Genomic DNA, 18643 nt, shown 5'->3' with positions numbered 1-18643 from the left:
TAAAAAGAAAAAGAAAACCTTACTTAATTAGTATATAAAATTATTAATAAAAAAGAAAAAATCCCCGATAACGGGGATTCATTACATAATTGTTAAGGCGGGTTCTGCATAAATTAATTCTTTTATCCTGTTATGTTCATCCATAATCGCAACTTTAGGATGATGACTTTGGACTTTTTCTTCGGAGACTAAGCAATATGAGATGATAATAACGATATCACCCTTTTGTACGAGTCGAGCGGCAGCACCATTTAAGCAAATAACGCCGCTGCCTCTTTCTCCTGGAATAATATACGTTTCAAGCCGTGCACCATTATTATTATTAACAATTTGAACCTTTTCATTTGCAACCATCCCCACGGCATCAAGTAAATCCTCATCTATGGTTATACTGCCGACATAATTGAGGTTCGCTTCTGTTACTGTTGCGCGATGGATTTTCCCATTCATCATGTGACGAAACATTATTTTCCTCCTCCAAACTCCTGCCCTACTTCTAGGATGACATTATCTATTAACCGGACCTTTGAAAATTTAACAGCAAGTGCAATGATACAGGTACCGTCTAAATTATCCACCTGTTTTAACTGAGGATAAGAGTAAATCTCCACATAATCAATTAGGCCGCTCGTTTCTGATTGAATCATGTTTGAGATTAAGTTTTTGATAACATGGGGATTCCGTTCTCCCCCCTCTACAGCTAGTTTTGCTACTGCTAAACTTTTATAAAGAACACTTGCCTGCCTTCGCTCATCAGGCAGTAGATTGACGTTACGAGAGCTTTTTGCTAGACCATCATCTTCCCGGACTATATCCACTGGAATTAATTCTATCGGATAATTAAAATCAGTAACTAACCCCTCAACTACAGCAACCTGTTGGGCATCCTTTTTACCAAAATAAGCTCTTGTTGGCATTACAATATTAAAAAGCTTTGTTAACACAGTAGCCACACCATCAAAATGTCCAGGTCTAGATTTCCCACACAACACATCTGTACGTTCCTCCACTACTACTCTAACTGATAAAGAATGCGGATACATTTCTTCTACTGAAGGATAAAAAAGAAAGTCAACTCCCTCACACTCAGCCAATGTTTGATCTCTAGCCAAATCCCTAGGATAGCTAGAAAAATCCTCTGTCGGACCAAATTGCAATGGATTTACAAAAATACTTAAAACAACAATATCATTTTCTACTCTCGCTCTTTTTAATAGAGTTAAATGACCTTCGTGTAAATATCCCATCGTTGGCACAAACCCGATTGATTTGGAATGGGACTTGAGCTTTATTATTTCAGTTTGCATTTCCTGAATCGTGTTTATAACTTTCATTTTAATCCTCCGTAAAGACCGCTAAGCTCTCGTTCTTTCATCGTAAAGGAATGCTTATCCTCCGGAAACTGGTTCGACTTAACTTCCTTTACATATGCTTGTATGGACTCAATAATAAACGGATTTAAGGAATAATATTGTTTCACAAACTTAGGCACTCTTTCCACACCATAACCTAAAATGTCATGATAGACGAGTACTTGACCATCAACTTCAACCCCAGCTCCTATACCGATAACAGGAATGGATAGAAGTTTTGATACTTCCTCCGCAAGTTGCTTTGGCACGCATTCAAGTACAATGGCGAATGCTCCTGCTTCCTCACACTTTTTTGCATCATCTAGTAATTTCCTGGCAGCTGTTGCATCTTTTCCTTGAACTTTATATCCACCTAATACTCCTACAGATTGAGGAGTTAACCCAAGATGCCCACAAACTGGTATTCCTGCTCTTGTGAGGGCAGTGATTTTTTCAATAACTTCATCAGCACCCTCAAGCTTCACGGCGTGAGCACCTGTTTCTTGAATCAATCTGCCAGCGTTTAGTAATGTATCTTTAATTGATAAATGATAGGTTAAAAACGGCATATCAACGACGATAAACGTATCTTTCGCCCCTCGTTTTACTGCTTTTGTGTGATGAATCATATCTTCCAGCGTCACTGGAATGGTTGAATCGTATCCGAGTACTACCATACCAAGAGAGTCACCAACTAAAATCACATCCACTCCTGCTTCCTCTGCCTGCTTTGCAGATGGGTAATCATAGGCGGTGAGCATGACGACTTTTTCATTACTTTCCTTCATTTTCAAGAAATCTGTACTTTGCTTCATCAACATTCCCTCCTTATTTGTAGGAAGAGGGGATTAAAAAGAGCACAATAAAAAGATCCATCTGAAGGCAGAGGATCTTGGTACTCTTACATGTTCTATCCCTCTGTCCCGGTCCGTAATACGGATCTAGGCAGAAACCTTTTAAATTATAAAAATAGTTTCAGGTGCAGCTCACAAGGATACCGCCCATTATTGGAATTATAAAAAAAATTTCAGAAAATCGCAAGTTATTCTTTTCATCAAATCCTGCAAACTTTTATAATTCGATATCAGCAGAATAGACGTGGTGTGTTTTACCTTGCTCATCTTCAATGATTAATACTCCATCATCTGTAATCCCCTGAGCCTTACCAATAATTGAATGAGTGAGTGTACGGGCAGTAATGTTTTTGCCGATACTTATTGCATAACTCTCCCATAAAAGCTTAATAGGAAGAAATCCCTCTTCTAAATACAGTAAATACAATTTTTCCAAATTCATAAAAATACCCTTGATTAAATCAGCTCGAGCTACCTTTTCTCCCTTTTCGAGTGAGAGTGATGTTGCAATCTGCTGCAGTTCACTAGGGAAATCATCTTTTGTCTGATTTACATTCATTCCGATTCCAATAATAATGGAATTAATGCGATCTGCTTCAGCTTCCAGCTCCGTTAATATGCCTGTTACCTTTTTTCCTTTAATAAGGATGTCATTAGGCCATTTTATCTCTGGAAGCAAGCCCGTAAGATCCTCAATTGCCTGCACAATTGCCACCGCTGCTAATAGCGTTAATTGTGGTGCTTTTGGCAGCGGGATGTTGGGTCTAAGAATAATACTCATCCAAATGCCCGTATACTTTGGAGAATGCCATTTACGATCCATTCTTCCACGACCTGAAAGCTGTTCTTCAGCAATAATGACGGTTCCTTCTGGTGCATCTTCATAGGCTAATAGGTAAGCTATTTTCTGTGTAGACTCCACACTTTCCTCGTAGTGAACGTTTTTACCAATAAATTTGGTGGTTAATCCAAGTCTTAATTCATCAGCGGTTATTTTTTCAGGTGTTTTCACTATCCGATAGCCTTTTCGACGTACTGCTTCTAACTCAAATCCTTCTTTACGAAGTTCCTCAATATGCTTCCATACCGCCGTCCGTGAACAGCCAATTAGCTCTGCTATATGCTGCCCCGATAAGTAGGCTCCGTCGGCATTCGTAAAGGCGTCGAGCAAGTCTTTCCTTAGTTGTGATTGCACTCCATCAGCCACTCCTTAATGATTTTTTTATTATTTTCAAGATTTCCTGCTACTATCGCTTGCTCAACCTTAAATAATAACTCTTTCACCCAGGGACCACCGCTTTTGTTAAACCAATCCATCAAGTCGTTACCTGTTATATTCATCTCTGAGCGTGCCTTAATGGGGAGCCCCTCATACACTTCTAAATAGTGTTGCAGGGTATCATTGTCCTCAATGCCATTTATAACAAGAAAGAGATTCTCAGAGGATACGAAAATGTCCTTAGTTGCTGCATATAAATCATACTTTGACCAACTACCTTTGAATCTCTTTCTTAGGTACTGGAGTATAAGTTGAATCTCCCTGATTTCTTTCAATGGTATTCTCCAGCCTCTGAGAAATTCCTCTATTGCCCTATTTTCGATTTCCAGAAAGAATACGAGTAATGCCCACATTTCACAAGTATGTAATGTTTCAAACTTGTACTCTAACATTAATTTAATGCGTTCCTCTCGATTCGATAGCCCAGGCAGGTAGGAAAAAATATTTGTCTGAAGGATAAGTTTCAAGGCTTGTTTTCGATTATTACCAATAAGTAATTTATCGAACTCAGCGTGCTTTCGTTCAACTGCAATATTTTCAAGTAAGTGTACCAAATCAATCAGCGCATTAAGTGTTTCTTCTTCGATTTTGAAAGACAGCTGACTTACAAAACGAACTGCACGCATCATTCTTAAGGCATCCTCTTGAAAACGGTCTGCTGCTTTTCCGACGGTTTGAATGACCTGATTATTTATTGCTTTTCGTCCGTGAAAGGGGTCAATAATATTCCCATCTTTGTCCATCGCAATTGCATTCATGGTGAAATCTCTTCGCTGCAAATCCTCTGTCAGGCTTCTAATAAAAGAAACTTCCTTTGGTCTGCGGTAATCCTCATATTCAGCTTCACTGCGAAATGTTGTGATTTCATATGATTGATTTTGATATATAACAAGAACAGTCCCATGCTCAATCCCAATATCAACGGTTTTTGAAAATATTTGCTTTACTTCTTCTGGTGTTGCTGAGGTTGCAATATCAACGTCGTTTATCTCTTTATTTAAAAGGAAGTCCCTAACAGATCCTCCTACAAAATATGCTTCAAATCCAGCAGTTTCTATTCTCTCTAATACTGGTACAGCAGATAAAAAAGGCTCCTTCATCATAATCACCCTTAGTTTAAGAGCTTATAATATAATTGCTCATATTGCCCGACAATTTGTTGTGCTCTAAATTTTGTAGTAACAACGGAAACTCCATTTTCAGAAAACTGCCGATGAATTTGTGGATTACTTAATAGAAATACTGCTTTCGTAGAAATATCGTCAATATCACCTAATTCACAAATATATCCTGTCTTTCCATTCTCAATGACTTCAGGCATTCCGCCAACATTTGTTCCAATACAAGGAACACCACATGCCATTGCCTCAAGAGCCACCAGCCCAAAGCTTTCTTTTTCCGATAATAAAAGTTTTAAATCACTGATTGAATACAATTCATCCAGGTTTTCCTGTTTTCCGAGAAGATGAACTTTATCTGTTAACCCTAATTTTTTCACTAACCTGCACACAGGTGTCATCTCGGGACCATCTCCTACCAGCAATAATTTTGCTGGCATAGCCGCTGAAATCCTTGCGAACGTTTTTACAACATCCTGAACTCGTTTAACTGGTCGAAAATTCGAAACATGGATGACAACCTTTTCGTCATCTTTTATCCCAAATTCTTTCTTTAGATGGTTTGCATCTCTTTTTTGATATATTCTTTCATCAATAAAGTTATAGACCGTTTCAATTTGTTTGTCCGGCTGAATTAGTTCATGAGTCTGCTCAATTAAGGATTTAGAAACAGCCGTAACAATATCAGATTTTTCTATCCCAAACTTGATTGCTTCCGATAAAGATGGGTCATACCCTAATACAGTTATATCTGTCCCATGCAAAGTCGTAACAATTTTCACATCCACATTGGACATTTGTTTAGCCAATATTGCGCACACTGCATGTGGAATCGCATAATGAACATGGAGAATATCTAGATTCTCTCTATTAGCAACCTCTGCCATTTTACTAGCTAATGCAATGTCATAGGGTGGATATTGAAAAACAGAGTATTGATTCACTTCAACCTGATGATAAAAAATATTATGATAAATTCTATTAAGTCTGAAAGGAATGCTTGATGAGATAAAATGTATCTCATGACCTAGCTCTGCCAGCATTTTTCCTAATTCTGTCGCTACGACCCCTGAACCACCAACTGTGGGATAACAGGTAATTCCAATTTTTAGTTTCCTCATTTTTAATCTCCAATCAAGTCACGATTCAAGAGGATTGGCACTTTTGATTTAAAACCTTCTGCGAATTCAACTCCAACTTGCTGACCAAATAATTTTTCCCTTGCTTCTACGGTTTCAATGTATCCATTTACCAGCGGGGTTTCGACACTAGTTTCTGTTTGTTCAAATTGGCTTTTATACGACCTCAAGGCTGCGACTTTTTGCTCCATCGTATCAGAGATATCGATGGTGAAATCTGGTTTATGAAAGCCATTTATCATATAGAAATATACTCTCGAAACTTTATGAGGTGCTTGAAAATTTTCTGTTTGGTATTTTCTTATTCCCGCAGAAAAGACCGCCTCTTCCACAAGGCGGGCGCAGTTCCCATGATCAGGATGGCGGTCTTCAAAGTAGGGAGCAAAGACAATTTTAGGTTGATATTTTCTTATTACAGAAGCAATTCCCCTTATGTATTCCGCCTTGTGCAGGAGCCCTCTATCTGGAAAGCCAAGTGACAATCTTTCAGTGACACCTAGTATTTCAGCAGCCTTCTTTGCTTCCTGTTTCCTTATTTCGATAGTACCATTCGAAGATAAATCCGCGTCAGTTAAATCACAAATCCCTATCCTTTTTCCACTTGCTGTCAGTTTTGCAACGCTACCTCCCATGCCGATTTCTACATCATCAGCATGGGCACCAAACGCTAATATATGTAAGGGCTTATCGCTCATCACTTTCACCGGTCTCGTGGATAATATTTCTCCATTCTAAGAAGCCCTCATCTAATCCTCTAATTAATAGTTCAGCAGTTCCCATATTGGTAGCTAGCGGGATAGAATAGACATCACAGAGACGAACGAGTGCTGTTACATCTGGTTCATGCGGCTGCGCAGTTAGTGGATCCCGGAAAAAGAAAATTGCATCCATCTTATTTTTTGCGATCATAGCTCCAATTTCCTGATCTCCACCTAGTGGGCCTGATTGGTATCTTGTAATCGGTAATCCAGTTGCTTCTTGAATTCTAAGCCCAGTTGTCCCCGTAGCAAAAAGGTTGTGCTTTGCAAAGATCGTTTGGTATGCTGTTGCAAATTGAACAAGGTCATTCTTTTTATTATCATGTGCAATTAAGGCTATATTCATGGTAGTTCCCCTATTCTAGAATATTTTCAAGTCCATATACGAACTCGTCTTGCTTCATTACCGTATCTACTGCTATTTTAACACCTGACATGAAAGATGTCCGATTATAAGAATCATGACGAATAGACAATGTCTGACCATCTGAACCAAATAATACTTGTTGATGAGCAACAAGTCCTGGCAGTCTTACTGAATGAATATGCATTCCGTCAAGTTCTGCACCTCTTGCACCACTTATTGTTTCTTTCTCATCAGGATGACCCTGTTGTTTTCTTTCCCTTACAGCTGTAATCATTTCGGCAGTCTTCACTGCTGTGCCAGATGGAGCATCTAATTTCTGGTCATGATGTAATTCAATGATTTCGATATCATTGAAGTATTTTGCAGCCATTTGGGAAAACTTCATCATTAACACTGCACCAAGTGCAAAATTAGGTGCAATAATACATCCTAATTTCTTGTCCTTACATATTCCTTCCAACTCTTCTAAGTCAGCTTTTGTAAAGCCTGTGGTACCTACTACAGGTCTCACATTATAGTGAAGAGCCGTTTTGGCATGATGCATGCCCACCTCAGGTGTTGTTAAGTCAATTAATACATCACACTCTACATTCTGCAGGCAAGACTCAATGTTTGTAAAAATGGGAACATTTTTAATAGAATGGAATCCCTCTAAGTCACTTAACATGTGACCTTCAAATTTATAGTCAATAACAGCCATTAATTCAAAATGTTCAGTTTTGGTAACCATGTTGACAGCTTCACTACCCATCCGTCCCCGTGGTCCAGCAATAATAATTTTCACCTTATTCATGATTTCTCACTCCTCATCCTTCTCTATCCTTGTCCAGCGGTCTTTGTCCCTGGTATTAAATTTATTCATCACATAATCGTGTGCCTCTTCCAAGTCAATATTTAATGAATTGGCCAAGCAAATGATGACAAAAAGAAGGTCACCTAACTCTTCCTCAATAGCCTTTTCGGTTTCGCTTGATTTCTTCGGTTTCTCACCATAATAATGATTGACCTCTCTCGCAAGCTCTCCTAGTTCTTCCGTAAGCCGAGCGACCATCGCTAAGGGACTAAAATACCCCTCTTTAAATTGACTTATATATGTATCCACTTCCATCTGCAGGTCTTTAATTGATTTGCCATTGACCACATCTATTCACCTCTTTTGCTGATTGCGTATTTCCTACTCATTACATTAGCTAAAATGAGTTAGTATTACAAATATTTTTGTATTAAGTATAAACTTTCCCGCCCAAAATTGCTCTTCTATTATTAATTCGCTATAATAAAAACCGCTGATTAGGGAAAATTGCGGAAGAGGAGGAAAGAATCATGATATTTGGTCTTAAATTAAAAAACGTACTATTTATCTTAATTGGAACTGCGATTATGTCTTTTGGTCTTGTAAATTTTAATATGCAAAATAAACTCGCCGAAGGCGGTTTCACAGGTATAACGCTTCTCCTATACTTCATGTTCAAATGGGACCCATCTTATACAAACTTACTATTAAATATCCCACTCTTTTTTATTGGCTGGAAATTACTCGGTAGAAATGCTTTTATTTATACACTTCTTGGCACGGTCGGTCTATCGGTTTTTTTATGGATATTCCAACGTTATTCCATTGACATGCCACTAAAGGATGACTTATTACTTGCTGCTTTATTTGCAGGTGTTTTTCTTGGAATTGGATTAGGAATAATCTTTCGCTATGGCGGTACAACAGGCGGAGTCGATATCATTGCACGACTTGTCCAGAAATATGCGGGTTGGAGCATGGGAAGGACCATGTTTATCTTTGACATATGTGTGATTGGGGCATCTGTTCTTACCTATCTAAATTATCGAGAAGCAATGTATACCCTTGTAGCTGTATTTATCGGAGCAAGAGTAATTGATTTTATTCAAGAAGGTGCCTATACGGCTAGAGGTGCGATGATTGTCTCTGAAAGAAATGATGATATTGCGAAAAAAATTATGGAAGAAATGGATCGTGGCGTTACCGTTCTTAAGGGGTATGGGTCATTTACCAAGATAGAACGAGAAGTTTTATACTGTGTTGTGGCTAAAAACGAAATCGTTCGTTTGAAAAATTTAATTACCTCAGTAGACCCACATGCCTTTGTGTCGGTCACTGTTGTCCATGATGTCCATGGAGAAGGATTTACACTAGATGAAAACAAAAAGCCTATTGAAATCTAAAAAGCAATGTCCTGGTGGACATTGCTTTTTATGTGGCGGGATAAAAGGTCTTATTCATTGCTTCTACTCATACCAGTAAAGATAAGGACTAGCCTCAATAACTCTAAAACAGCTACTGCCGCTGCCGCGACGTATGTTAAAGCAGCAGCATTTAATACCTTGCGTGCATTCCGCTCTTCCTCATTCCGTATTAGACCCAGGGAAACCACTTGGTCCATAGCACGGTTGGAGGCATTGAATTCTACTGGTAATGTGATGACTTGAAAAAGGACTGCTGCTGCCATAAATAGGATCCCGATTAATAACAATCCACTCATTTGAAAGAAGATTCCTATCAACACAAGTACCCATGAAAAGTTTGACCCAATATTAGCCACTGGAACTAAGACAGAACGAAAACGTAAAAATGTGTATCGCTGTGCATCTTGTATGGCATGTCCACATTCATGGGCAGCAATAGCAGTTGAAGCTATGGAATGGCCGCGATAATTTTCCGGAGATAACCGGACTGTTTTCGACCTTGGATCATAGTGATCACTTAAAAAGCCTCTGCCCTCTTCAACACCAACATTAAATAGACCGTTTGCATTTAACACTTCTCTAGCAACTTCTGCGCCTGTACGATAAGATGCATTAGGTACTCGAGAGTATTTTACAAATGTGCCTTTTACCCTAAATTGAGCCCATAAGGGCACCAACATTATGATTAGGAAATAAACTAAGAAAGTCATGTTGAACCTCCAATACTCTAACGGTGCCATTATTTCCTCTGTGAAGGACATAGAAAAAGGTTTAATCCTTATGGACTCTAGAACGGTTTTTTTTCATATTTTTCTCACCTTGATATTTTCTCCAGCCCACATAGGATAAAGTTAAAATAATAATACTTCCTGTCGAAATGATGACCCACCATAGTGATGGATCTGCCTCATCCTCGTCCATGTTTTCAAAAAGATTTTTCAAATCCATTTCCAAACCTTCTAATTCCTCTAGGCTTTTTTGGTTATTGACTACCTCTGAACGATATTCATCAATAAAATTAATTCGTGCATCTAATCTTTGAATATTTTCTGCAGAGACATCGATTTTCATACTTGGATAAATTACGTTGTATAAGGACATAAACGTATTAAAATTGGAATGAAAGTTTTCAGAATCACCAGTGCTTGCAGCTTCTCTCGCATCCTGGAAGGCAGTCATAATTTGATTCTTCATTTCTGTCCAAAGAGGCTGATGGCTAGTTGCAATAGCATCCACGACAAGACGAAACTTCGTAAGTCTTTGGACCCTTTCCTCATATTCCATATTAGAACTAACAGCTGCTTCCATTGCCTCATCATGGGATACAGTAATAATTCTTAATTCATCCATTGTAAAAGGATGTTCTTTGCTGGAAATATCCGTGAATTGCTCTGAAAAATAACTCAACAGCTTTTTGCCATCTTCATACCTCTGAAATTTAACCATTTGAAGTGCTTCATCAGAGATATTATCTAGCTTCTCTATCGGCGTATGCGAAGTCGCACTTACCGTCATGGGAGTGAGCATAATGACAATTAAAGATATTAGTAACCATTTATACTTCAAACCTTGTCCCCCCTATCATTACTAATAAAATGTATGAAAGGGTGGACAAGGTTAGACCATCTTTTATCCTATCATTTACTATTTTAGTTCTAATTTAAATCTAGTAGGGCGTAAAACAAAATAATAGCCTATAATGATTGATAAGATTGAAAGCCAAAAGGTAAAGTAGCCAATTTGAGGTGTAACCTCATTTAGCATGTGGTATCGAGGCAGCATGAAAAAAACGTAGTCAATAACATCATTATGTAGTGTCCAAATCGCTGTGACAATTAGATGCCACCATTTAAAACGATAAAAGGGAGAATATAATATTGCTTGGACTGCCATAGCAAAATGTGAAAAAATCAACATGACCCCAATCCAATCTAACTCTCCTTGAGCAAAGAAGACTAGGAGATTCATTACTACAGCCCATATTCCATATTTAAATAAAGTTACAATTGCAAGTGCTTCCATAAGGGGCCAATTCTTTTTTAAAAGGAATGCAGCGATAACAAAGACAAAAAATAAACTTGCTGTAGGGCTGTCCGGAACAAATATTAGAAATAAAGCAGGTGTTTCTTTTAATTGCCAGCCATACCATACGTAGCCGTAAATCGTTCCAGCAATATTGATTATCAATAACAATAGTAAAAATGATCTATTGGCCAATAGAGGATAAATCCATTTCACTTCTATTCCTCTTTTCAATTATTTTATTAATAATAAAAGCTGACGAGATTACGTCAGCTTTTTTCAATCAGTTATTATTTCCCTAAGTTCGCAATGTATTCAGAAAGCTTTTTAAGCTGTTCGTCGTCACCTTTGAAAACTCCTGGAGGCATAGCTCCTATACCTTCTTTTGCAATTTTTGAAATTTCTTCTGCAGATAATCCAGTATCCACCAAAGATGGTGCAGCTGCTCCACCCTGGAAGGCATCACCGTGACAAGATAAACAAGTATTATCTGAGGCAATTTTGTATTCTTCAGATGTCTTGTCAATGTCAGCGGTTGCTACGATTTTACCATATTCTTTTGCAGCTTCCCAATCGTGGGTAGAAGCAGACTGCCATGTTAAAAATGTAATCGCCGCTATTGCTAATAGCATAAAGCTAGTAGCTAATGGACGCTTACTTGGACGTCGCTCTGGTCCACGATCTAGGAAAGGCGCTAATAGTAATGCTCCAAAAGCTAGTCCTGGAATAACCATCGCACCGACTACTGTGTAAGGTCCTGCTGCGAATTCATACTTCAGCAATTGATATAAGAATAAGAAATACCAGTCCGGCATTGGAACATATCCTGTATCTGACGGATCCGCAATCCTTTCAAGTGGACTAGGATGTGCAACTGTTAAACATAAAATACCGACAAGAAATACTGCACCTACCAACCATTCTTTCAAAAGGAAGTTAGGCCAAAATGCCTCTGTTTTACCAGGGTACTCTGAGTAATCCTTCGGAATATTCTTTTTCGTACGTGCCTCAGGTGCCAATACACGTGAGTCACCAACGAACTTCATTCCTTTACCGCGATGCATCGAACAATCCCCCTCCTTTATTCGTAATTTAAGATTATAAGTAGTTCGGAATCATATGTAGAGTATTATAGTGGTCCAGAAATACCCTGTTTACGAATCATCATGAAGTGAGCTGCCATTAAGCCAAATAAAGCAGCAGGTAAGAAGAACACGTGAATCGCAAAGAAACGAGTTAAGGTTTGAGCACCAACAATCGTCTCATGACCCGATAGTAACGTTTTAAGATGAACACCAATAAACGGTGTTGCTTCTATAATTTGAAGTGTAACTTTTGTAGCGAACAACGCTTTCATATCCCAAGGTAATAAATAACCTGTTAAACCTAAAGCTAGCATGATGAAGAAAATGAGTACCCCAACAATCCAGTTAAGTTCACGAGGCTTTTTGTATGCGCCTTGGAAGAAAACGCGTAATGTATGTAAGAACATCATTACAATAACTAAACTAGCACCCCAGTGATGCATTCCGCGTACAATTTGACCGAAAGCTACTTGATTTTGCAAGTAGAATACAGATTCCCACGCGTTTTTAATATCTGGTACATAGTACATCGTTAAGAACATACCAGAAAGAATTTGAATAACAGTAACAAAGAATGTCATACCGCCAAAACAGTAAACAAACGCAGAAAAGTGATGCGCTGGATTGACATGCTCAGGAACCTCATGATCTGCGATATCGCGCCACAAAGGCGTAATATCTAAACGTTCATCTACCCAATCGTAAATTTTGTTTAACAATGATTACGCCTCCTTTGTCTTAGGCTCAGCTTTACCTAAATAAAGTAAACCGTCTTTTTCTTGTAATGGATATACATCCAGTGGTGCAATTGGTGGAGTCCCTTTAACGTTTGTTCCATCCTTTGTATATCGTCCAAAGTGACATGGACAGAAAAATTCGTCAGGATGTGCTTTATCAGTACCCCAAGCAACTGTACAGCCTAAATGTTTACAGACTGGAGATAGGGCAACTATGTTATCCTGTTCATCCTTATAAACCCAGGCAGTATTTGTAACGTCTGAAGTATACCAAGCATCCTTTTGCTCAAACGTGAAATCAACTCGTTGTGGTTCTGAAGTAATGTCGGAAATCTTCAATGGAGTTGCAATAAAATCTCCACCTGCTTCTGCAGTTAATACTGGATCAATTGCAAAACGAACCATTGGCATTAACATTCCTGCTGCCATAAATCCCCCTACACCTGTAAGTGTGTAAGTTAAAAATTGTCTTCTTGATACGCGATGCTTACTCATGCTTATCCCCCCTCTATTCACAAGTTAAGTCCATCGGACATAAATTAAACACATATAAAACTAGGACATAACCATGATATATCAATCTTAATCCTAGGTCAATATCATACTATTTTAAAAACATGTTAAACCGCAAAGAATTACAAATTTTCATGCCATTTTTGCGTAAAAAGGCTCAACAGCTGCTTTACCTGGCTCTCAATCATGGAAACCTTTTGGGAATCACTCAAATGTTCAAGTGGAAGGGCCGGAAGCCAGATAAGTGAACCTGAAAGCTGATTCTCATACATTTTCCAATCGCTCTCTGACGTTATGTAAAAAATATGTTTAAACTCGTTCTTCTCAATATTATCTTCCCATTTCTTCAACTGCAGAATAATACCTTCTGGATTATCATTCTTTAAGTATGTAAAAGGTGGAACCAACAAGAGTCTTCCAGTAAATTGTCTTTCTAAGTAGTTGGTAAGTAACGTAATAAATTCAGCGCTTGAGGCTGATTGCAACATTTCATTCCCTAATGATACAGAGTATAAGGGGATAACTGCTGTATCCACGTATTCCTTTGCCGTTAAATATGTTTCTATATCCTTTGAAACCCACTTCATTTATGACACCAACCCTTTTTTCATCATTACATCTATCATATCATTTTTTCAAATAAAATATAAAAGGAAAATTGGGAAAAGATTTCATTAACCATACAAAAATGGAAGCCTGCTTAGCGCAAGCTTCCATTTTTCTCTGCTTCTTTTAGTTGATTTAGCTTTTCTGTTAATGCACTAAAAGCAATTTTATCCTGCTTATCAAGTGCTTCATCAATTAATTGAAGCAGCTTTTCTCGTTGAAACCGCTCAATACTGTTTTGTAAAAATTGTTCTGCTACAATACCGTCTTTTTCATTTACTTGAAGGTGTTTGGGAACAAATGGATTTTCTTCTAATACTGCCGCATATTGATGCGCTTGATTAGAAGCATGAAAGTTTAATTGAATAAAAATATCTTCGTCACGATTTAACCGAATATCATGAAAGGATTTTTCAGCATCAGTTGTCATAACATTTTCCTTATAAAAGCGAAATGGTACTTTATCAACGCAGTGAGTTGACATAATCAAACCGCGCGGACAATACTGTGCTTGCTCTACAAAATGAACCTTCTCCATTAATTGGTCGTGACTCATTAAATAATTAAGAATCCAAACACATTCTCTTCTTTTTAATTGATAATGATTTAAAAACCAACGAATAAAGTCCTTTTTCTCGTTGACAGAAACAGGGGTTGCCATATATAGTTTCCCTCCTCTGTATATTCAGCATTTTTATTAATTCTCTCTACTTAATAGACGGTCAAGCAAATCAGCATATTCCCCATTTGTTGGATCACCTTTTTGTAACTGTTTAAAAATTTCGGCAGCAAGGTCGTTTTTTCCTTCCTCAATTAAAAAATAACCATAATCGTTCATAAATGCTTCATTATTCTTAAAGAAAGTATATGCACTCTCATATTTGTCTAATGCATCGGAATATTCCTCTAACTTATCATAAGCAAGGGCGGCATCCCATAAAAGTTGGGGCTCCTCATCATCTACAAAGTCCAGCTGTGAGATTAAATCAATGACTGCTTCATACCTTTCTTGCTGAAAAAAGAGTTTATTAAGTGTAAGGGCTGCTTCTGTAAAGCCTGGATCTAATGCAAGTGCCTCGCGGAAATATTGTTCGGCAAGCTCAGGTTTTGCGAGTTTAATGGCAATTTTGCCACCGAAGAAAAATAAATCTTTATTAAATTCATCCTGCTTAATACCTTCTTGTATAACAGTTAAGCTATTTTCCAGTTCTTCTTCCCGTTCATACGCCTTAGCTAAATGGAGATATAGGGAATGGTATTCTGGGTCCAATCCTTTCAATTCCTCAAACTTCTCGATTGATGTTCGATTATATCCTGCTTGAAGCGCGGTAAATGCATAACCAAAAAGCGTATTAATCTCTAATTTCTCATTGATTGATTTCTCATAATAGAATAGAGCTTCTTCAAATTCGCCTGAGGCACTTAAAAGCTCCGCTATTCGTTGAAAAATGCTTACACCTGCAATTTCATTGCACTCCTTTAAGACTGTCTCATATGATTCCAATGCCTTCTTTACTTCTCCTTGTTCACTATAGAGTTCACCAAGAGCAAAATCAATGATGACCTCATCTGGTAAGATTGCCTTTGCTTTCTGCAATTTTCTTTCACATACCTCATATAACCCTTGAACTTGATAAAGGTCCGCTAGCAGCAAAAGAGATTGTCCAAAGCTGGGGTCATGTTCGGAGATTTTTTCTAATTCTAGAATTGCTTGTTCCTCATCACCAGACTCAACTAGAATATCACCTAGTAAGACTAGGAGTTCACCCTCTTCAGGATAAATCGCCAATAAGTTTTCAACTAACGCCTTTGATTCAGTTAAAAATCCAAACTGGAACATTTCTTCAGCAAGAAGGAATTTTTCATCAGGCTGACCTTTGGTTAATACAACATTATATTCATTTATGGCTTCATTATGTTGACCGTTTTCCAACATTGTAATAATTTTATTTACTCTGTCCATTTTCTCTTTCCTCTCGGTTCCCTTGATTAACTTAGTGCAAAATAAGATGGGGTTCGCACCCTAACATATTCTCCATATCCAGGTTTAAATAAAACCTCTTCCCCTGCACGTACTACTTTGCCCTTGTTTACTGTCACTACAAGTCTATCACTATGATAATGAAATAATTCCACTTCATCAACATTCATGATTTCTCTAGCTTTAAAAAATAAATTATAGCTTACTTCCGCTCCATGCAGGAGGCTAGCTTTTTGAGGATATATTCCTAGTTTGTTTAACACTAGAATGGACATCGGGTGATTCTCTGTAATTTCCTCAAGAAATGAAGGGATTTTTTCATTTTCCATTATTATCTTCCATTTCGACAAAGGCTTCCTTGCTTCCTTCTTTATCTCATTAGAAATTATTGGAACGAGGGGACAATTATATGGAAACAGGGCTTCTTTAATCCAACCCCATGGAATCTTTTCTAATTCACCGAGATCATGAACATCAATAAAGATTGCTGGAACCCGTTCTTTCTTACATATCCTGATAAAAGAAGGAGTTAAAAGGCGTGGTGGAATTTTAACACTGATGAGATAATCGATTGGACTATTAATGAGAGCTGTTTTTGCTTCTTTTATTTTTTCCGTTAATTCTCGTTCGTAAGAAACGGAAATATAGGTAAGGAATGTAGTACATCCTTTTAAAAGGAATTTCTCAATCATGTATTTCCGAAATTCCTGAAAGGAGGCATTAAGAGGTATACTTGTATCTAACAGTACATAAGATGGGGTCATAATAAAAGATTCTGCATTCATTTTTATTAATCTATTATGATTAATTTGTGCTTGCTTTGCGGCTATGTGGTTACCTTTAACCAGCAGCGATGTTTTTGTAAGTTTTGTTTCTTTGAGAATATTGGCATTTTCAATGATATATTCCATCCTACCACCTCTTTCCAAGCTTTCCTTCTTAAAGACAAGCTATGTGGCAGCTTTAAAATCTATGACAAAAAATAAAAGCTGCACAAAGGCAGCTTTTATTTTTGGCTTTGTAAATTAGTCTGTTGATTTACGCTCCACTAAGGAAAGCTTCTTTGGAAAAGCACCGCAGTGAAAGGCGGTATCTGCCTGTCACGAGGCACTTCGCTTTCCGCGGACGGTCCGGGGAGCCTCCTCGGCGCTTAAGCGCCTGCGGGGTCTCCCCCTGCTCCGTCCTCCCGCAGGACATTGAATTACTTCCTCGAATCTGCCAGCGCACGAAGAAAATGCGATAGCATTTTCGAGGAGTCTTCGTGCCTTCCGAGCAAATCAACAGAGTGCAAATATAATCATTTAGCTTTAACAAAGCTATTTTTTCAAGCGATTTAAATGATTGAAGAAGTTTGGATATGATACGGAGATGGCTTCTGGATTTTCAAGTACCACCTTGTCCTTGCATAGCAGCGAAGCTATTGCGAGCATCATTCCTATTCTATGGTCACCATGACTGGATACAGTACCACCTGTGAGAGTAGAACCACCATGAATAATCATTCCGTCATCTGTCGCTTCAATTGAAGCACCAAGCTTGGTTAACTCTTGGACAACTGTGTCAATTCGATTTGTTTCTTTAACTTTAAGCTCAGAAGCATCTTTTATAATTGTCGTTCCTTCTGCTTGTGTTGCTAATAAAGCTATAATCGGGATTTCATCAATTAGTCTTGGGATCACATCACCTTCAATAACCGTTCCTCTAAGGCTTGAGGTCTTAACCGTTATATCACCGGCTGGTTCAAAGGAAGATGCTTCTTCCTGATAAATCTCTAAATTGGCACCCATTTTGTTCATAATCTCAATGATACCTGTTCTGGTAGGGTTCAAGCCAACATTCTTTAAAACAATTTCACTATCAGGAACTATTGCCCCGGCAACAAGGAAAAAAGCCGCTGAGGAAATATCCCCAGGCACAAGAACATCAGACGCAATAAGCTTTTGACCGCCTTTTACTGTAATAGTACGATTATTCTTTTGAACCTCACCGCCAAATTTACGTATCATTCTTTCGGTATGATCACGCGATTCCGCTTTTTCGATGATGATTGATTCTCCCTCAGCTTGCAGACCGGCAAGAATCAAAGCCGATTTCACCTGAGCACTTGCCACAGGCATCTGATAGTGGATCGGATTTAAATGTCCACCTCGTATACTAAGCGGAGTAAATTCTCCATCCTTGCGACCGTCAATTTGTGCACCCATTGATCTTAGTGGTTCTGTAACCCTTGTCATTGGTCTTTTCCCTATCGAGTGGTCACCAATTAATGTAGAGAAGAATGGTCTTCCCGCTAATATCCCTAATAATAATCGAATAGTTGTTCCAGAATTCCCCACATCTAATACTTCATCAGGTTCCTTTAATCCATCAAAACCGTTCCCATATATGGTTAATTCATTTTCATTCTCTTCAATTACAACCCCTAACTTTCGAAAACAGGAGATCGTACTTAAACAATCATCACCTGGAAGAAAGTTCGTCACCTTCGTTACACCCTGAGCAATAGACCCAAACATAACGGAACGATGAGAGATTGATTTATCCCCAGGTATATCAATTACACCCTTTAAACCATTTATAGTTGGCAGCAATTCTTTTAATTCCATTTCATCACC

Annotated in this window: 22 protein-coding genes; 1 reads left to right on the top strand and 21 read right to left on the bottom strand. The window is 38.2% G+C overall.

All coding sequences use genetic code 11. From position 1 onward, the window contains the following. Positions 1 to 81 precede the first annotated feature (81 nt). From panD to QUG14_RS27250, 10 genes are all read right to left on the bottom strand, one after another. Positions 82 to 465, bottom strand: a complete 384-nt coding sequence (panD, locus tag QUG14_RS27295; protein WP_289343607.1) for an aspartate 1-decarboxylase — start codon at positions 463 to 465, stop codon at positions 82 to 84. Further along, the gene (gene panC, locus QUG14_RS27290) at positions 465 to 1334 is read right to left on the bottom strand and encodes a pantoate--beta-alanine ligase (RefSeq protein ID WP_289343606.1); all 870 of its coding nucleotides are present in this window, start codon (positions 1332 to 1334) and stop codon (positions 465 to 467) included. Before panC ends, panD begins: the two co-directional genes overlap by 1 nt. After that, positions 1331 to 2167 carry a 3-methyl-2-oxobutanoate hydroxymethyltransferase gene (panB, locus tag QUG14_RS27285; RefSeq protein ID WP_289343605.1) on the bottom strand — a complete coding sequence of 279 codons (837 nt, stop codon included), beginning with the start codon at positions 2165 to 2167 and terminating at the stop codon, positions 1331 to 1333. The genes panC and panB overlap by 4 nt, the downstream gene beginning before the upstream one ends. A gap of 256 nt (positions 2168 to 2423) precedes the next feature. After that, positions 2424 to 3401 (bottom strand): biotin--[acetyl-CoA-carboxylase] ligase, encoded by a 978-nt coding sequence (locus QUG14_RS27280; protein WP_289343604.1) that lies wholly within the window; start codon positions 3399 to 3401, stop codon positions 2424 to 2426. Then, positions 3386 to 4585 carry a CCA tRNA nucleotidyltransferase gene (locus QUG14_RS27275; protein ID WP_289343603.1) on the bottom strand — a complete coding sequence of 400 codons (1200 nt, stop codon included), beginning with the start codon at positions 4583 to 4585 and terminating at the stop codon, positions 3386 to 3388. The genes QUG14_RS27280 and QUG14_RS27275 overlap by 16 nt, the downstream gene beginning before the upstream one ends. An 11-nt stretch (positions 4586 to 4596) precedes the next feature. Next, positions 4597 to 5724, bottom strand: a complete 1128-nt coding sequence (gene bshA, locus QUG14_RS27270; protein ID WP_289343602.1) for an N-acetyl-alpha-D-glucosaminyl L-malate synthase BshA — start codon at positions 5722 to 5724, stop codon at positions 4597 to 4599. Between the two features lie 2 nt (positions 5725 to 5726). Continuing rightward, on the bottom strand, positions 5727 to 6437 hold the full coding sequence (bshB1, locus tag QUG14_RS27265) for a bacillithiol biosynthesis deacetylase BshB1 (RefSeq protein ID WP_289343601.1): 711 nt from the start codon (positions 6435 to 6437) through the stop codon (positions 5727 to 5729). Next, positions 6427 to 6846 (bottom strand): methylglyoxal synthase, encoded by a 420-nt coding sequence (gene mgsA, locus QUG14_RS27260; RefSeq protein WP_289343600.1) that lies wholly within the window; start codon positions 6844 to 6846, stop codon positions 6427 to 6429. The genes bshB1 and mgsA overlap by 11 nt, the downstream gene beginning before the upstream one ends. Before the next feature lie 10 nt (positions 6847 to 6856). Further along, positions 6857 to 7660: a 4-hydroxy-tetrahydrodipicolinate reductase gene (gene dapB, locus QUG14_RS27255; protein WP_289343599.1), complete on the bottom strand. Its 804-nt coding sequence runs from the start codon at positions 7658 to 7660 to the stop codon at positions 6857 to 6859. 6 nt (positions 7661 to 7666) lie between these two features. Beyond that, complete coding sequence (locus QUG14_RS27250) at positions 7667 to 7975, bottom strand: nucleotide pyrophosphohydrolase (protein ID WP_289344250.1); 309 nt, start codon at positions 7973 to 7975, stop codon at positions 7667 to 7669. Positions 7976 to 8190: 215 nt separating this feature from the next. Here QUG14_RS27250 and QUG14_RS27245 point away from each other — a divergent pair, with 215 nt between their 5' ends. Next, positions 8191 to 9063, top strand: a complete 873-nt coding sequence (locus tag QUG14_RS27245) for a YitT family protein (RefSeq protein ID WP_289343598.1) — start codon at positions 8191 to 8193, stop codon at positions 9061 to 9063. Between the two features lie 50 nt (positions 9064 to 9113). Here QUG14_RS27245 and QUG14_RS27240 read toward each other — a convergent pair whose 3' ends face one another. The 11 genes from QUG14_RS27240 to aroA all read right to left on the bottom strand — a co-directional run bounded on the left by QUG14_RS27240 (position 9114) and on the right by aroA (position 18634). Then, on the bottom strand, positions 9114 to 9794 hold the full coding sequence (locus QUG14_RS27240) for a zinc metallopeptidase (protein WP_289343597.1): 681 nt from the start codon (positions 9792 to 9794) through the stop codon (positions 9114 to 9116). A 61-nt stretch (positions 9795 to 9855) separates the two neighbouring features. Then, a complete protein-coding gene (gene ypjB / locus QUG14_RS27235) occupies positions 9856 to 10650 on the bottom strand; it encodes a sporulation protein YpjB (RefSeq protein WP_289343596.1) in 795 nt (264 codons plus the stop codon). Positions 10651 to 10728: 78 nt separating this feature from the next. Next, positions 10729 to 11322 (bottom strand): lipoprotein heptaprenylglyceryl N-acetyltransferase LhaT, encoded by a 594-nt coding sequence (gene lhaT / locus QUG14_RS27230; protein WP_289343595.1) that lies wholly within the window; start codon positions 11320 to 11322, stop codon positions 10729 to 10731. A 74-nt stretch (positions 11323 to 11396) separates the two neighbouring features. Next, entirely contained in the window at positions 11397 to 12170 is a 774-nt protein-coding gene (locus tag QUG14_RS27225; protein ID WP_289343594.1) for a menaquinol-cytochrome c reductase cytochrome b/c subunit, read from the bottom strand. 65 nt (positions 12171 to 12235) lie between these two features. Next, positions 12236 to 12910: a menaquinol-cytochrome c reductase cytochrome b subunit gene (gene qcrB, locus QUG14_RS27220; protein WP_289343593.1), complete on the bottom strand. Its 675-nt coding sequence runs from the start codon at positions 12908 to 12910 to the stop codon at positions 12236 to 12238. A gap of 3 nt (positions 12911 to 12913) precedes the next feature. Continuing rightward, positions 12914 to 13429, bottom strand: a complete 516-nt coding sequence (locus QUG14_RS27215) for a QcrA and Rieske domain-containing protein (protein WP_289344249.1) — start codon at positions 13427 to 13429, stop codon at positions 12914 to 12916. Between the two features lie 134 nt (positions 13430 to 13563). Continuing rightward, complete coding sequence (locus QUG14_RS27210; RefSeq protein ID WP_289343592.1) at positions 13564 to 14028, bottom strand: YpiF family protein; 465 nt, start codon at positions 14026 to 14028, stop codon at positions 13564 to 13566. A gap of 113 nt (positions 14029 to 14141) precedes the next feature. Further along, positions 14142 to 14708, bottom strand: coding sequence for a ReoY family proteolytic degradation factor (locus QUG14_RS27205; RefSeq protein WP_289343591.1), 567 nt, complete (start codon positions 14706 to 14708; stop codon positions 14142 to 14144). Positions 14709 to 14744: 36 nt separating this feature from the next. Further along, positions 14745 to 16010 carry a tetratricopeptide repeat protein gene (locus QUG14_RS27200; RefSeq protein ID WP_289343590.1) on the bottom strand — a complete coding sequence of 422 codons (1266 nt, stop codon included), beginning with the start codon at positions 16008 to 16010 and terminating at the stop codon, positions 14745 to 14747. A gap of 26 nt (positions 16011 to 16036) precedes the next feature. Next, positions 16037 to 16939, bottom strand: a complete 903-nt coding sequence (locus tag QUG14_RS27195; protein WP_289343589.1) for a hypothetical protein — start codon at positions 16937 to 16939, stop codon at positions 16037 to 16039. A 405-nt stretch (positions 16940 to 17344) separates the two neighbouring features. Beyond that, positions 17345 to 18634 carry a 3-phosphoshikimate 1-carboxyvinyltransferase gene (aroA, locus tag QUG14_RS27190; RefSeq protein WP_289343588.1) on the bottom strand — a complete coding sequence of 430 codons (1290 nt, stop codon included), beginning with the start codon at positions 18632 to 18634 and terminating at the stop codon, positions 17345 to 17347. Positions 18635 to 18643 lie beyond the last annotated feature (9 nt).

The sequence above is a fragment of the Neobacillus sp. CF12 genome (assembly GCF_030348765.1).
In the GTDB taxonomy this organism is placed as follows: domain Bacteria; phylum Bacillota; class Bacilli; order Bacillales; family Cytobacillaceae; genus Neobacillus.
The sequence above is the reverse complement of the archived record's forward strand: the minus strand, read 5'-3'. Positions and strand labels throughout refer to the sequence as shown.

Excerpts from the sequence above, each read along its gene's own strand:
- panD (WP_289343607.1), bottom strand. The coding sequence starts at position 465 with ATGTTTCGTCACATGATGAATGGGAAAATCCATCGCGCAACAGTAACA.
- panC (WP_289343606.1), bottom strand. The coding sequence starts at position 1,334 with ATGAAAGTTATAAACACGATTCAGGAAATGCAAACTGAAATAATAAAG.
- panB (WP_289343605.1), bottom strand. The coding sequence starts at position 2,167 with ATGAAGCAAAGTACAGATTTCTTGAAAATGAAGGAAAGTAATGAAAAA.
- QUG14_RS27275 (WP_289343603.1), bottom strand. The coding sequence starts at position 4,585 with ATGAAGGAGCCTTTTTTATCTGCTGTACCAGTATTAGAGAGAATAGAA.
- bshA (WP_289343602.1), bottom strand. The coding sequence starts at position 5,724 with ATGAGGAAACTAAAAATTGGAATTACCTGTTATCCCACAGTTGGTGGT.
- bshB1 (WP_289343601.1), bottom strand. The coding sequence starts at position 6,437 with ATGAGCGATAAGCCCTTACATATATTAGCGTTTGGTGCCCATGCTGAT.
- mgsA (WP_289343600.1), bottom strand. The coding sequence starts at position 6,846 with ATGAATATAGCCTTAATTGCACATGATAATAAAAAGAATGACCTTGTT.
- dapB (WP_289343599.1), bottom strand. The coding sequence starts at position 7,660 with ATGAATAAGGTGAAAATTATTATTGCTGGACCACGGGGACGGATGGGT.
- QUG14_RS27250 (WP_289344250.1), bottom strand. The coding sequence starts at position 7,975 with ATGGAAGTGGATACATATATAAGTCAATTTAAAGAGGGGTATTTTAGT.
- QUG14_RS27245 (WP_289343598.1), top strand. The coding sequence starts at position 8,191 with ATGATATTTGGTCTTAAATTAAAAAACGTACTATTTATCTTAATTGGA.
- QUG14_RS27240 (WP_289343597.1), bottom strand. The coding sequence starts at position 9,794 with ATGACTTTCTTAGTTTATTTCCTAATCATAATGTTGGTGCCCTTATGG.
- QUG14_RS27225 (WP_289343594.1), bottom strand. The coding sequence starts at position 12,170 with ATGCATCGCGGTAAAGGAATGAAGTTCGTTGGTGACTCACGTGTATTG.
- QUG14_RS27210 (WP_289343592.1), bottom strand. The coding sequence starts at position 14,028 with ATGAAGTGGGTTTCAAAGGATATAGAAACATATTTAACGGCAAAGGAA.
- QUG14_RS27205 (WP_289343591.1), bottom strand. The coding sequence starts at position 14,708 with ATGGCAACCCCTGTTTCTGTCAACGAGAAAAAGGACTTTATTCGTTGG.
- QUG14_RS27200 (WP_289343590.1), bottom strand. The coding sequence starts at position 16,010 with ATGGACAGAGTAAATAAAATTATTACAATGTTGGAAAACGGTCAACAT.
- QUG14_RS27195 (WP_289343589.1), bottom strand. The coding sequence starts at position 16,939 with ATGGAATATATCATTGAAAATGCCAATATTCTCAAAGAAACAAAACTT.
- aroA (WP_289343588.1), bottom strand. The coding sequence starts at position 18,634 with ATGGAATTAAAAGAATTGCTGCCAACTATAAATGGTTTAAAGGGTGTA.